Source organism: Halopiger thermotolerans (assembly GCF_054654555.1).
In genome coordinates this window covers 2,055,252-2,068,622 of the sequence record NZ_BAAIEU010000004.1, presented here as the reverse complement: position 1 = coordinate 2,068,622, position 13,371 = coordinate 2,055,252, and the positions used below count along the sequence as shown (strand labels likewise).

The following is a 13,371-nucleotide window of genomic DNA, read 5'->3' as shown; positions in this document are numbered from 1 at the left end:
GTGAGCACCGAGTAGCGATTACCGACGATCGACTACTCGAGCAGCGCCGGCGAGACTAGATCCCGTTCCTGATCGTACTCGAGCAGGCCGGCGTCGACCAGCCGCGGAAGGTGATCGTGGTACAGCGAGAGGTAGGTGTCCGCGACCCGCTCGCCCGACAGGTCAGTCACCGCTCGGCCGGTTTCGCGGACGGCGACTTCCTCGGCGGCGTCCGGGAGCGTGATCGCCTCCCCGTGACTCGTCATAACCGCGAGGAGCAGCCGCCGTCGCTCGTCGGCGAGTAGCGTGAAGGCGTCGTCGATCACCTCGGCGGGGACCTCGCGGCCGTGGAGCCACTCGAGCATCGCGAGCACGAACTCCGGCCGGTCGAGCGTGGAATCTGACGTGGCTGTCATGCGTATCTCTGGGCCCTCGAGGCCGAGACGCCGCGTTTCGACCGCCGACGGCGAGCGGGGGCGCCGAGGGCGGACGACCGTCGATAGTCGTTCGCTCGAGGGTACGTATCGATTTCTCGCTTCGCCGCTAAATAGGCGTGTCGGATCGGGACGTCGCGGTTCGGTGTTCGTGACTGTCAGCCCTCGATGGTAAACGTCGGCTCCGCGACCGACTCGCTCTTGCAGGACGGACACCGCGAGGGGCGGTTGAGCAGGTCGTCGAAGTCGGTGAAGCCGCAGTCCCGACACTCCGGCGGGGCGACGAGGAACCGCTCGTCGTCTCGGCCCTCGATCGTCCGGGAAACGTGCTCGAGGTGTCGGAGCACCGCATCGGGCGTCAGATCGAACGCCGCCGCGAGTTCGCTCGGCGTCGCCGGCTCGGCCCGGAGAGCGTCGGCGAGCCGCTGTCGCGTCGTTTCGTCGGCCTCGCGCATACGTCGACTGACGGGCCGCGGTCTTTTACGGTTTCGCTCCCGCCTCTCGCTCCGAGGCGGCGGACCCGCCGTCACGCGCACCCGTCGGACGCGAAGTTGTGGCTCGTTCTCATTCCACGTTCCATAAAGGGCAAGTAACTTACCGTCACCCGGCGAACGGCCCCACATGAAGGCCGTCGTCCTTGCTGGCGGATACGCGACCCGAATGTGGCCAATTACCAAACACCGGCCCAAGATGTTCCTTCCGATCGGCGACTCCACCGTTATCGATCGCATCTTCGCGGAACTCGAGGAGGACGATCGGATCGACGACGTCTACGTCAGCACCAACGAACGATTCGCCGCCGATTTCGAGGCCCATCTCGCCGACAGCGAGTTCGAGAAACCCCGGCTCTCCGTCGAGGAGACGACCGGCGAGGACGAGAAGTTCGGCGTCGTCGGCGCACTCGCCCAGCTGATCGACCGGGAGAACGTCGACGACGACCTGCTCGTCATCGCCGGCGACAATCTGATCAGTTTCGACGTCGCCGACTTCCTCGACTACTTTCAGGAGAACGACGCGCCGACGCTGGCCGCCTACGACGTCGGCTCCCGCGAGAAGGCCAAGTCCTACGGCCTCGTCGAACTCGAGGGCGACCGAGTCGTCGACTTCCAGGAGAAACCCGAGGACCCCAACAGCACGCTGGTCTCGATCGCCTGCTACGCGTTCCCGCAGGATTCGCTCGATCTGCTGCCGACCTACCTCGAGGAGGGGAACAACCCCGACGAGCCCGGCTGGTTCGTCCAGTGGCTCCAGAACCGCGAGCCGACGTACGCGTTCACGTTCGAGGGCGCGTGGTTCGACATCGGCACGCCCGAGAGCTACCTCGACGCCGTCGCCTGGCACCTGGGCGGCGACTCCCTGATCGCCGAGTCGGCGACGCTGGAGAACGCGACGATCGGCGACAACGTCCACGTGATGGGCGACGTCACCCTCGAGGACACGAATCTCGATCACGCGGTCATCTTCCCCGAGGCGACGGTCCGAAACGGCGACATTCGCCGGTCGATCATCGACGAGGAGACCCACATCGAGGAGCTGGATCTGGCCGGGGCGCTCATCGGCGCCCACACGACGATCACGAACGGATCGCCGGAGTAGCTCGCGGCTCACGGCTCGCGTTCCGCGCTCCGCCTGCGCCCGCAGCGCCGCGCCGTCACGGCCGCGGCTCGCGCTCGCGAACCGCGACCCGACGGCCGGCGGTAGTCACCCGTTCCGAAAGAACCACGAGCACGGACACGTATGTGGGCTGTATGCCGATCAGGGGTGGGGACGAAATTTCGGTCTTGCTCGTCGACGAGCCCAGCGTCGGGTCGGCCGCCGCGACGGTCCTCGAGCGCCGCGACGATCGGTTGTCCGTCGCGATCGCCAGCGACGTCGACGCGGGGCTGGACCGGCTCTCCGCCGATGTCGACTGCGTCGTCAGCGACTACGAGCTGCCCGATGCGGACGGGATCGAATTTCTCGAGGCCGTTCGCGACGAGTATCCGGATCTGCCGTTCATCCTGTTTACGGCCGGCGGGTCCGAGGCGGTCGCCAGCGAGGCGATCTCGGCGGGCGTGACGGAGTACCTCCGGAAGGACGACGGCGCCGATCGGTACGCCGCGCTGGCCGATCGGATCGTCGACGCGGTCGAGGCGTATCGGGCGCGTCGGCGCTGCCGCCGGCACCGCACCGCGATCGAAACCGCACAGGAGGGCATCAGCATCCTCGACGCCGACGGCCACTTTCGATACGTCAACGAGGCCTACGCCCGGCTGTACGGCTACGAGCCCGAGGACCTGCTCGGCGAGCACTGGGAGCTGCTGTACCCCGATTCGGAGGTCGAGTTCGTGCGATCGGAGCTCATGCCCGCCGTCGCCGAGGACGGCTACTGGCACGGTCGCACCACCGGCCGCCGCGCCGACGGCACCACGTTTCTCGAGGACCACGTCGTCTCGACGACCGAGAACAGCGAACTCATCTGTACGGTGCGGGACGTGACCGGCCGCGAGGAGCGCGAGCAGAAACTCACGCGACTCCACGCCGCGACGCGGGACCTGATCGAGGCGACGACCGTCGAGGAGATCGCGGCGATCGCGACCGACGCGGCCGACGACATCCTCGATTTCCCGCTCAACGGCATCCACCGCTACGAGGCGGGCGCCGACGGCCTCGTTCCGGTCAGCGTCTCCGACTCGAGTCGCGACCTGCTCGGCGAGCCGCCCGTGCTCACCGACGGGCTCGCCTGGGAGACGTTCCGGCGCGGCGAACCGCAGGTCTACGGCGACGTTCGCGAGGCCGAGGGCGTGCTCAACCCCGACACGCCGGTTCGGAGCGAGATCCTGCTGCCGCTGGCCGATCACGGCGTCTTCATCGCGTCCTCGACCGAACGCGACGCGTTCGACGACGCCGACGTCACGTTCGCGAAGCTCCTGGCGGCGAACGTCACGAGCGCGCTCGACCGGACGGCCCACGCCCGGAAACTCGAGCTCTTACAGGAGCGGACGCAGACGCTGATGAACACCTCGAGCGTCGACGCGACCGCCGATATTGCGGTCACGGCCGCCCACGAGATTCTGGGTGCGGACCTCTCGACCTACCACGAACTCGTCGAGCGAGACGGAATGCAGCGCCTCGAGCCGATCGCGACGACCGACACCGTTCGGGAAGTCTTCGACGCGACGCCCGAGTACGTCCGGTCGGCGACCGCAGATCCGGTGACGGAGTTCGTCTGGGCGGTCTTCGACGACGGCGAGCCGGCGTACGTCGACGACGTCCGCGAGCATCCGGCGCTCGCCAGCGAAACGCCCGCGAGAAGCGCGATCGTCCATCCGATCGGCGACCACGGCGTGTTCATCGTCACCGCGACGACGCCCGAGGCGTTCAGCGAGACGGACGCGAAGCTCACCGACATCCTGGCCTCGACCCTGACGACCGCGCTCGAGCGCGTCGACCGGGAGTCGCTGCTGCGGGACCGGACGACCGACCTCGAGGCGAAAAACGAGCGGCTGGAACGGTTTGCCAGCATCGTCTCCCACGACCTCCGGAACCCACTGCAGGTCGCTTCGGGGAGCTTGGAGCTGGTCCGCGAGGAACGGGACGGCGACGCCGACGACGGCGTCCGCGAGCACCTCGACGACGCGCGCTGGGCGCTCGAGCGGATGGACGAGTTGATCGAGGAGCTGCTGACCCTCGCGCGCGACGGCGACCGGATCGACGACCTCGAGCCGGTCGACCTCGCGTCTGTCAGCGAGACCTGCTGGCGGAGCGTCGAGACGGTCGAGGCGACGCTCCGCGCCCGCGTCGATCGACGAATCCTCGCGGATCGAGCCCGGCTCGAGCAACTGCTGGAGAACCTCTTTCGCAACGCGGTCGAACACGGCGGCGACGGCGTGGCGGTCACGGTCGGCGATCTCGAGGATCGGGACGGCTTTTACGTCGAGGACGACGGCCCCGGCATTCCCGCCGAGGAACGGTCGCGGATCTTCGAGAGCGGGTACTCGACGGCGGCCGAGGGCACCGGGTTCGGACTCTCGATCGTCCACGAAATCGTCGCGGCCCACGGCTGGGAGATCGCGGTGACCGACGGCAGCGACGGCGGCACCCGGTTCGAGATCACCGGTCTCGCCGTCGCCGAGTGACGGCGGACGACGGGTTCGAACGTCGGATCGACGCGCGCTGTGGCTCCGTTCTGAGTAGTAGGTTAGTTCTTCGAGCGGCGTACCCGAGCGTCCGATAGGAATCGAGTCCTCGAGCGGACGGCCTTCGAGCGGCGACGGGCTGCGTGGGTTGTCTGTGGCGGGCTGTAACCAGCTCGAGACTCTCACGTACCTGCCCTCTATCATACTATGAATTCTGGTAGGTGTCGGGAAGCGACGCTCTACTCGATAACTCGACACCCGGACATTATCGATGAAAGTGTGTCGTTAAAACGGGTATTTTTGATGCGAAGAGGAGATGATACGAACACGCATTCACGTAAAAAGTAGAAATTCTGGACTCATCGCGGATCGATCGTAATGGATCCAAACCGAGGAAAGCGCGGAAACGAGATACTGCGCGGTATCGGCTTAACGGCGATAAAACGTTGCGTAGCGTCGAGTTCCTACGATCGCTGACCGCTGGCTCGAGTCGCTGTGACTACCGTTCAACGTTTTGAATTCGGTGTGCAATGACCTATCTAACACTAGATCTGTATTCGTATACATACGGAATAAGACAATACAGATTCGACCGGAGTCGATTCACGCGGTGATACGCTCGAGTCACCCGCTCGCGGGACGGGTACGTTCGAGTCCGCGGCGATCGGCGGCGAATTCGCTGTCGGCGACGGCTCGCCGATACCGCCGTATTCGGCCTCGAGGGGCCGGTTCGACCGATCGGAGCCCGTCTCAGCCGCCCTCGACCGCCGGCGACGCGCTTAGCACGTCGCCGTCCGCGAGGGCCGTTTCGGCGCCGCGCTGGAGGGCGACGTTTCGGCCGTTTCGCACGACGGTCACCGACTCGGCGAACTCGCCGTCCTCGAAAAGGGCGTCCCGCAGCGCGGGGTACTCGTCCGCGAGGGCGGCGAACGCGTCGCCGACGGTCGCGTCGGCGGGAACCTCCCGCTCGAGCGACTTCTCGCCGACGATGTCGCGGAGCGGGCCGTAGAGTTCGCACGTCACGCGCATCGACGTCGAATTCGGTGCCGACGACCTTGAAAGCGGTCACTGCTGGACGGAGACGGAAAACGGGTCGCGTCGAGGGGACTGATCGCGATCCGACGGCGCCGTTCTGATGCCAGCAGACGATCCAGCGGGACGGGCCGCGATCGGAACCCCGACGACGCACGTCCGCGATCGATCGCTCGACGGTTCGGACCGTCGAGCCGACCCAGCATGTCGGACCAGGCATCCGAATCGGATCGATACTCGAGTACGGGTCGGCGGGATGCGCTGGCGACTGGATCCACGACGGCGCGGGTGAAAGAGGTTACGTCCGGTGACAGGTCGTGCGGTCGCGCGGTTCCGAACCCGCCGCCCTCGCCGCGGACCGCGAACCGACCGGGCGCCCTCGAGACGGACGCCGCACGCGCTCTCGCTGCCCCGAACTCAGGTCGTCCGCCCGGGATCGACGAGCAAGATCGGATGGCGCGGGCGGCGGGTCAACAGCGCGTCCAGTTGCTCGAGACAGGAGGTGCCGCTGGCGACGACCGTGCGGTCCGCGGCGTCGGGGGCCTCGAACTGCTTTCGGAGGCGGTCGCCGACGTCCACGCTCAGGTCGTAGTACTCCTGCTTGTAGCCGAAGCTGCCGGCCATGCCGCAACACTCGACGTCGGAGGTGACGACGTCGTAGCCGAGGCGCTCAAGGACGGCCGTCGTGTACGGCTCGAGCTCGAGGGTGCGCTGCTGGCAGTGGGAGTGGTAGGCGATTTCGGCGGTCGCGGTCCCGGTCTCGGTGCCGGCCGCCGCCTCGCCGACCGCATCGTCGGCCCTGCCCAGCGGCGCGGGATCGGCCCCGTTCTCGAGCAGGCCGTAGACGTACTCGAAGACCTCGTAGCTGCGGTCCGCGAGCGACTCGTACCGCTCTGCATCGAGCAGCTTCTCGTACTCGCGCTGGAACATCGCGAGGTCGCTGGGTTCGACGACGACCACGTCGTAGCCCGCCTCGAGGTACGGCTCCAGATCGGCGGCCACGTCGCGGGCGTGCTCCTCCGCGGTGGCGACCATCCCCTGCGAGAGCGGGGCGCGACCCGAAGCGGCGACGTCAGGCACCTCGACGGCGACGCCCAGCGCCTCGAGCGTTCGGACGGCCGCCTTCCCCCGTTCGGTCCGGACGTGGTTCGTGTAGAGGTCGGGGTAGACGACGGCGCGGTAGTTGGCGTCGACGGGCCGCAGCCCGTCGCGGTTGCGGAACCACTCGACGAAGGTCTCCCGCTCGAACGCGGGCAGCTCGCGGCGCCGGTCGATACCCAGCACGCGCTCCATGAGCAGCCGCGAGGGCGGCAGGTCGGCGAGCCAGTTCGACGCGGGTGCGGTCGCGGAGCCGAGCTTCGCGAGCGTCGCGAAGTTGCCGAAGAACCGCTTCTGGACGTCGAGCCCGGCCGGTTCCTCGTCGGGCGTCAGTCCTTCGACCAGGAAGTCGAACTGGCCGTCGTCGGCGTCGCGGTTGATGCGGTCCCGGACGACGGTGTTGATCCACGGAATGTCGATCTTCACCGGACACTGATTGACGCAGCGCGAGCAGCCGGTACAGAGGTCGTTGAACTCGGCCGCGGAGTCCTGCCCGTGGACGCCGGCCTCCCACCCGGTCGCGATGCCGCCTGAGTAGGTCTCGCCGCCGAAGGCGTGGCCGCCGACCGACTGGAAGTTCGCACACGAGTTCGCACACGCGGAACACCGGATGCAGTACAGCGTCTCTCGCAGCTGATCGTCCTCGCGCATCTCCATGCGGCCGTTGTCCAGCAGGACGAGGTGAAACTCCCGGTCCTCGGACCCGGCGTCGGCGATCGGCTCGTCCGAGTCGAAATCGATCGTCGGCGTCCCGACCGGCGGCGAGAACAGCGAGACGTAGGAGGTGATGTCCTGGCCCGTCCCCGAGCGCCCGATGAGTTCGACGAACGGCTGGAGGTCCTCGAACGTCGGGATGATCTTCTCGACGCCGGCGACGGCGACGTGGGTGTCCGGCACGGCGACGGTCTTGCGGGCGTTGCCCTCGCTGGTGACCAGCGCCATCGTCCCCGTGTCCGCGGTGATGAAGTTCGCGCCGGTGATCCCGACGTCCGCGTCGTCGATGCGCTCGCCGAGGTACTCCCGGGCGAACTCGGTCAGTTCCTGGGCCGTCTCGAGATCTTCGTCTAGATCGAAGTGCTCGTTAAACAGGCGGGCGATGTCCTCGCGCGAGCGGTGGATCGCCGGTGCGACGATGTGGCTGGGCGCCTCGTCGGCGACCTGCAGGACGAACTCGCCGAGGTCGGTCTCCCAGACCTCGCTGCCTTCGGCCTCGAGGTGCTCGTTGAGGTCGATCTCCTCGGTGGTCATCGACTTCGATTTGACGACCGTCTCGGCGTCGTTGTCGCGGACGACCTCTCGGATGTATTGGTTCGCGTCCGCGGCGTCGTCGGCGACGTAGACGGTGCCGCCGTTAGCTTCGACGGTCTCGCGGACCTGCTCGATCAGCTCGGGCAGGCGCTGGATCGCGTCCTCCTTGATCGCCCGCGCTCGGTCCTTGTAGTCCTCGTAGTCCTCGAGCCGCTCGACGGACTCGTAGCGACCCGCGTTGAATCCGCGGGCGTTCTCCCCGACGCTGGCGCCCTCGGTGGCCAGCAGGTGGCGGATGCGGTCGGCCTTCGTCGCTCGGTCGCTAGACATCGTTTTGGCCTCGGTTCCCGTTCTCGCTTTCGCTTTGCTCCTCGCTCTCGCTCTCGAGGATGATCGCGTGCGTTTCGCGCGGCCCGTGGACGCCGTGGACGAGTTCGCCCATGTCGGCCGTCGCGCTCGGACCGGTCGCGATCACCGCGTCGTCTCGCCCCTCGCGGAACCGCTCGCCGAGGCGCCGGAACGCCGCGGCCATGTCGGGAACGATGTCCCGTTCGCGGAGCACGACGACGTGGCGATCCGGAAACAGCCCCGAGAACTCGGCGCCGTCCGGCGTCGCCTCGAGGACGACCGAGCCGTAGTCGGCGACGCCGAGCGCCGCGGCGGTGACGCCGCAGGCGGCCTCGCGCAGTTGGGTCGGCGTCGGGTCGCGGACGACCGCCGTGTCCGCGAGCGAGACGCCGTCGAACGGGAGCGAGGCGCCGACGGCCGGTTCGACGATCGCGTCGGCGACTGCCGCCTCGAACGTCGACGGGGTCGCCCGGGTCACGTCCGTTCGGACGCTGCCGAGTTTCGTTTCGAACGCTTCGAGTTGCGTTGCCATTCTTTGAGGATAGGTAACGAAGGCCATTAATTTGGGTCTTACCATTACGGGCCGGGTCGGCCCGTCGATCGCACCGCTGAGACTCCGGGACGGCCACCGGCCGCGTTCGATCCGGTGAGACCGGACAACTATTAAATAGACTGGTGTGCAATTACGGACCAAATGTCACAACGACCCACATATCCGGTGCAGGCCGCCGCGACGACGTTCCGGATCGTCGAGGCGCTCCACGAACTCGAGGGCGCGGGCGTCGCGGAGCTGGCCGCCGAACTCGAGATGCCCAAGAGTACGGTCCACGACCACCTCCGGACGCTGACCGAAGCCGAGTACCTGGTCAACGAGGACGGGACCTACCACGTCGGCGCGCGGTTTCTCGAGCTCGGCGGGTTCGCCCGCAGTCGGATGAAACTGTACCAGGTCGCGTCGCCGGAGATCAAGAAGCTCGCCGAGGAGACGGGCGAACACGCCAATCTGATGATCGAGGAACACGGGAAGGGGATCTTCCTCAACAAGTTCAAAGGGGAGGACGCGGTCACCCTCGACACCCACATCGGGAAGCGGGTGCACCTCCACACGACGGCGCTCGGCAAGACGATCCTCGCCTATCGCCCGGAATCGACGGTCGACGAGATCATTGATCGGCACGGACTGCCGGCCGTGACCGAGCGGACGATCACCGACGAGGACGAACTGAAGGCCCAACTCGCGGAGATCCGCGAGCGCGGCTACGCGGTCGACGACGAGGAACGCGTGCTCGGCATGCGCTGTATCGCGGCGCCGATCTGCGACGAGAACGACGAGCCGCTCGGCGCGATCAGCGTCTCCGGCCCGACGAACCGCTTCACCGGGGACCGGTTCGACGAGGAGATTCCGAAACACGTTCTGAGCACCGCGAACGTGATCGAGGTCAACATGACGTATTCGTGACCCGTTCGCCGTCGCCGGACGTAGCGAGATATCGGGTGTGTCGGGCGACGCGACTGCGCCCGAATTCGCGACGAACGACGTCCCGCTCGGCGATCCCGACGGCCGAGCCGAACGCCGATCGTCCGGCGGGAGCGAACCCGGTCTGCGACGCCGGCTGATCGTCACGTCGAGTCGGCCATCGCGGAACCGGACTCAGTTCGCAGATCGGTCCGGTCGTCGCTCCGCCCTCGTTACTCGGGGTCGTCGCCACCCCCGATCCTCTCGAGGGCGGCCCGTCAGTCGGCCGCCGCCGTCGGTCGAAACGTCGATCGAGGCGAACTGGTTGCACGGCCGAAATAAGTTATTTACGGACGGTCGTTAGAGAGTGCCGGTATGGTCGTCGTAACGGCGATCGACGGCGAAGACGGCTCGAGGCGGGTGCTCAGCGAAGGGTGGGCGCTGGCGAAGCAGTTCGACGAACCGCTCCACGCCGTCCTCGTCTACGAGGGACCGACGCACCGCAATCTCATCAACAAGTCGCTTGACGTCGACGACTCGGTGTCGCCGGAGCGGGCCCAGGAGATCGCCGAGGAGGTTATCGCCGACGTCGCCGAGGGCGTGACCGACGAGTACGAGGCGATCGGCCGGACCGGCGAGGCGCCCGCGGAGATCCTCGAGTACGCCGAGGAGGTCGACGCGTGCTACGTCGTCGTCGGGGGCCGCTCGCGGTCGCCGGTCGGCAAGGCGCTGTTCGGCAGCGTCACCCAGTCCGTGCTGCTCGACGCGTCGTGTCCGGTGCTCGCGGTCATGGATGAGGACGCGGACGAGCGGGAGGCGTAGGGCTTAGGGCCCCGTCGCTCGGCGCGTCACCCAGCGGCCGACTCGAGGCGCCTCGAGAGCAGGTCGTCGACGAGCGCGGTCGCGGTCGGATGCTCGCCGTAGGCGTCGGCGACGCGGAAGGTGCACGTCTGTATCGTTCCGTCGCCGTAGCCGCGGGTCGCGATCGCCGCCGACGGGTTCGCCAGCCACCCTTCCACGTAGCCGACGGCCACGTCGTCCGCCTGTTCGGCGTCCGCGACCGCGTGGGGGAACAGCCCGTCGAGTTCCCAGCCGGGGACCGTCCCGAGCAGCCGCTCGAGGCGCTCGTCGACGGTGAACAGCAGCGACGCCACGAGATTCCAGCTCTCGTCCTCGGGCAGTTCCCGGTAGTCGAACGCCGTCGCCGACGAATCGCCGTCCGCAAGCGAGCCGTCAGCGTCTGCAATCGCCAGCACGTCGCCCCCGTCGCGGGCGTACTCGAGCACGTCGTCGGTCGTCTCGGTGACGAGGGCGACGTCGACAGTCGCATCGAGTCGGTCGACGACCGTCCAGCCGCGGTCGTCGTCGGCGCCGCGGTCCTCGAGAGCGGTCAGCAGTTCGGCGTCGTCGACGGAGATCGTGGCGTCGGCGAACCGGCCGCCCTGCTCGGTGTCTAACCGCGGCCGCGATCGCGAACAGACGGTGACGGGTTCCTCGGTCCGCGCGTCGCCGAACTCGAGGGTGATCGGTTCGGAAGTCACCGAGTCGCTGGAAGCCGTCACGGCCGAGGCGGGGACGTCGACCAGATCCGCGACTCGAACCCTCGAGACGGGATCGACGGCCACCGTTCGCCGACCCGAGTGACCCGCGACGGACCATGCGAGGTCCGCTTCGACCGCCTCGGCGGTGTCGTTGACGACGATCGCGTCCGCTGTGATCCGTTCGTCGTCCCAGACGGCCCGCGACTCGAGATCCAACTGGACCGCGACCGGAGCGTTGACCCGCGCGAACGCCTCGACGGTCCCCTTGGGCTCGCGGCGGTAGTCGAGCAGGCCGTTGAACTCCCACTCGATGTCGGAGAACTCGGTCAGGACGTACCCCGCGATCTCGTCGCGGGCGCGCATCTGCTCGATGACGTCCCTGTTCGAGCGGAGTTGCCGGCGCTGCCAGGCTTCCGCCAGCGCCTCGAGGTCGTCGAAGGCCTCCGACAGGACCGAGTCGGCGAACCGCTCGCGGTAGCCGGCGGGGCGTTTCAGCCCCTCGGGGAGGAACTCGTAGTCGAACCAGGGCGGCTCGCCGTCGTATTCGGCTTCGACGGCCTCTATGTCGCCCAGGCCCCAGGTGCCGAACTCCGAGACGACGATCGGCGCGTCGTCGGGGTCGGTTTCGGTCGCCGCGTAGTTCGCCGCCGGATTCTCGATCATTCCGTCCAGGTCGGCCGCCCACGCGTCCGCGCGGTCGGGACTGACGAAGTAGCGGTGGTAGTCGTTGAGGTCGGTCGCGACGTGGGCCCACCCCGAGTTGTCGCAGACGAGTCGCGTCGGATCGGTCGCCTTCGTCTCCTCGTACAGTTCCGCGAGGGAGGCCTGCTTCGACTCGTCGTCCCACAGCGACGTCTCGACGTCGAGCCCCTGCGGGTTGCCGATCCCCCACTCCTCGTTGTAGATGCTCCAGATGACGACGCTCGGCCGGTTGTAATCGCGCTCGATCATCCCCCACAGCTGCTCGGCGAGTTCCGCCGTCGAGCGCTCCGTGTGCACCGAGGGGTTCGCCGGTTCCTCCCAGACGAGGAGCCCCAGTCGGTCGGCCGCCTCGAGGAAGTCGGGATGGGCCGGCTTGATGTGCTTGCGCAGGAGGTTGAAACCGAGGTCCTTCGCGGTCCGGACCCCCTCCTCGAACCAGTCGTCGCCGGACGGCCGGTACAGCGTCTCCGGGTAGTACCCCTGCTCGAGCGCGCCGCGGATCGGATACGGCTCGCCGTTCAGGTAGATTCGCCCGTCGCGGGCCTCGACGCTTCGCATGCCGAAGTAGTCCCCGTAGCGGTCGACGACGGCCCCGTCGCGCTCGAGGGTGACCCGTACGTCGTAGAGCGCGGGCGTCTCGGGCGTCCAGTAGTCGGGGTCGTCGAGCGAGAGTGTGACCTCGGCCGCACCGTCGCCCTCGAGGGCGGTCGTCGCGGATACGATCGCGTCGCCGTCGCGTTCGACGGTGATCGTCGCGTCGATCGCCGACGGGTCCTCGACGGCGGCGACGGCGTCGGCCGTCGTCTCGAGTTCGATCCACACGGTATCGTTCGCGAGGTTCGGCGTCGCGCGGATCCGCTCGACGCGGCAGGCGGGGACGTACTCGAGGGTGACGTCCTGCCAGATGCCGCTGACGCGCTGGTACCACGGCTCGCCCTGCTTCCCGTGGGGGATCTCCGAGATGTCGTCCGGATCGGTGACCTCGACGGCGATCGCGTTCTCGCCGTCGACCAGCGCGTCGGTGACGTCGACGGTAAACGGGAGGTAACCGCCCCGGTTCGAGCCGACGCGGGTCCCGTTGACGTAGACGACGGACTCGTAGTCGACGGCGCCGAACTGGAGCAGGGCGCGGCGGCCGTCGTCGCCGTCTCTCTCGGGCGGCGCCTCGAGGTCGATCGTCCGTCGGTACCACGCGGTGCCGGTGTACTCGCGGAACTCGTCGCGTTCCTGCCAGACGTGGGGAACCTCGACCGTGCGCGCCCTGTTGGGCAACGAGCCCTCCGGGGCCGCCCAGTCGCGCTCGCGGCCGCGCTCCTCGGGGTCCGTGATGAACTCCCACGGGCCGGCCAGGTCGATCCGCCGCCGGTCGCCGTCCGCGCTCGAGTGCGTGTGCGTACTCATATGCCGCAGCGGCC

At 67.9% G+C, this 13,371-nt stretch carries 10 protein-coding genes; 4 read left to right on the top strand and 6 right to left on the bottom strand.

The genetic code is table 11. The features are described 5' to 3' along the window. Positions 1-32: 32 nt before the first annotated feature. The gene (locus ACYQ26_RS18100) at positions 33-395 is read right to left on the bottom strand and encodes a DUF7344 domain-containing protein (protein WP_459810283.1); all 363 of its coding nucleotides are present in this window, start codon (positions 393-395) and stop codon (positions 33-35) included. Positions 396-571: 176 nt separating this feature from the next. Then, the gene (locus ACYQ26_RS18095) at positions 572-868 is read right to left on the bottom strand and encodes a transcriptional regulator (protein ID WP_459810282.1); all 297 of its coding nucleotides are present in this window, start codon (positions 866-868) and stop codon (positions 572-574) included. Between the two features lie 166 nt (positions 869-1,034). On the opposite strand from ACYQ26_RS18095, the gene ACYQ26_RS18090 reads away from it, so the two are divergent. Then, positions 1,035-2,009 (top strand): nucleotidyltransferase family protein, encoded by a 975-nt coding sequence (locus ACYQ26_RS18090; RefSeq protein ID WP_459810281.1) that lies wholly within the window; start codon positions 1,035-1,037, stop codon positions 2,007-2,009. A 152-nt stretch (positions 2,010-2,161) separates the two neighbouring features. Continuing rightward, positions 2,162-4,531, top strand: coding sequence for a GAF domain-containing protein (locus ACYQ26_RS18085; RefSeq protein WP_459810280.1), 2,370 nt, complete (start codon positions 2,162-2,164; stop codon positions 4,529-4,531). A gap of 750 nt (positions 4,532-5,281) precedes the next feature. Here the strand turns inward: ACYQ26_RS18085 and ACYQ26_RS18080 are convergent. From ACYQ26_RS18080 to ACYQ26_RS18070, 3 genes are all read right to left on the bottom strand, one after another. Further along, the gene (locus ACYQ26_RS18080; RefSeq protein ID WP_459810279.1) at positions 5,282-5,560 is read right to left on the bottom strand and encodes a ubiquitin-like small modifier protein 1; all 279 of its coding nucleotides are present in this window, start codon (positions 5,558-5,560) and stop codon (positions 5,282-5,284) included. A 420-nt stretch (positions 5,561-5,980) separates the two neighbouring features. After that, positions 5,981-8,239 (bottom strand): LUD domain-containing protein, encoded by a 2,259-nt coding sequence (locus tag ACYQ26_RS18075; RefSeq protein WP_459810278.1) that lies wholly within the window; start codon positions 8,237-8,239, stop codon positions 5,981-5,983. Next, positions 8,232-8,789 (bottom strand): LUD domain-containing protein, encoded by a 558-nt coding sequence (locus ACYQ26_RS18070; RefSeq protein ID WP_459810277.1) that lies wholly within the window; start codon positions 8,787-8,789, stop codon positions 8,232-8,234. The genes ACYQ26_RS18075 and ACYQ26_RS18070 overlap by 8 nt, the downstream gene beginning before the upstream one ends. 162 nt (positions 8,790-8,951) lie before the next feature. On the opposite strand from ACYQ26_RS18070, the gene ACYQ26_RS18065 reads away from it, so the two are divergent. Both ACYQ26_RS18065 and ACYQ26_RS18060 read left to right on the top strand, forming a co-directional pair. After that, positions 8,952-9,716 (top strand): IclR family transcriptional regulator, encoded by a 765-nt coding sequence (locus ACYQ26_RS18065; RefSeq protein WP_459810276.1) that lies wholly within the window; start codon positions 8,952-8,954, stop codon positions 9,714-9,716. A 372-nt stretch (positions 9,717-10,088) separates the two neighbouring features. Next, positions 10,089-10,535: a universal stress protein gene (locus ACYQ26_RS18060; protein ID WP_459810275.1), complete on the top strand. Its 447-nt coding sequence runs from the start codon at positions 10,089-10,091 to the stop codon at positions 10,533-10,535. Positions 10,536-10,561: 26 nt separating this feature from the next. On the opposite strand, the gene ACYQ26_RS18055 is transcribed toward ACYQ26_RS18060, so the two are convergent. Further along, positions 10,562-13,357, bottom strand: coding sequence for a glycoside hydrolase family 2 protein (locus tag ACYQ26_RS18055; protein ID WP_459810274.1), 2,796 nt, complete (start codon positions 13,355-13,357; stop codon positions 10,562-10,564). Positions 13,358-13,371 lie beyond the last annotated feature (14 nt).

Coding starts and splice junctions, on each gene's coding strand:
- ACYQ26_RS18100 (WP_459810283.1), bottom strand. CDS start 395: ATGACAGCCACGTCAGATTCCACGCTCGACCGGCCGGAGTTCGTGCTC.
- ACYQ26_RS18095 (WP_459810282.1), bottom strand. CDS start 868: ATGCGCGAGGCCGACGAAACGACGCGACAGCGGCTCGCCGACGCTCTC.
- ACYQ26_RS18090 (WP_459810281.1), top strand. CDS start 1,035: ATGAAGGCCGTCGTCCTTGCTGGCGGATACGCGACCCGAATGTGGCCA.
- ACYQ26_RS18085 (WP_459810280.1), top strand. CDS start 2,162: ATGCCGATCAGGGGTGGGGACGAAATTTCGGTCTTGCTCGTCGACGAG.
- ACYQ26_RS18080 (WP_459810279.1), bottom strand. CDS start 5,560: ATGCGCGTGACGTGCGAACTCTACGGCCCGCTCCGCGACATCGTCGGC.
- ACYQ26_RS18075 (WP_459810278.1), bottom strand. CDS start 8,239: ATGTCTAGCGACCGAGCGACGAAGGCCGACCGCATCCGCCACCTGCTG.
- ACYQ26_RS18070 (WP_459810277.1), bottom strand. CDS start 8,789: ATGGCAACGCAACTCGAAGCGTTCGAAACGAAACTCGGCAGCGTCCGA.
- ACYQ26_RS18065 (WP_459810276.1), top strand. CDS start 8,952: ATGTCACAACGACCCACATATCCGGTGCAGGCCGCCGCGACGACGTTC.
- ACYQ26_RS18060 (WP_459810275.1), top strand. CDS start 10,089: ATGGTCGTCGTAACGGCGATCGACGGCGAAGACGGCTCGAGGCGGGTG.
- ACYQ26_RS18055 (WP_459810274.1), bottom strand. CDS start 13,357: ATGAGTACGCACACGCACTCGAGCGCGGACGGCGACCGGCGGCGGATC.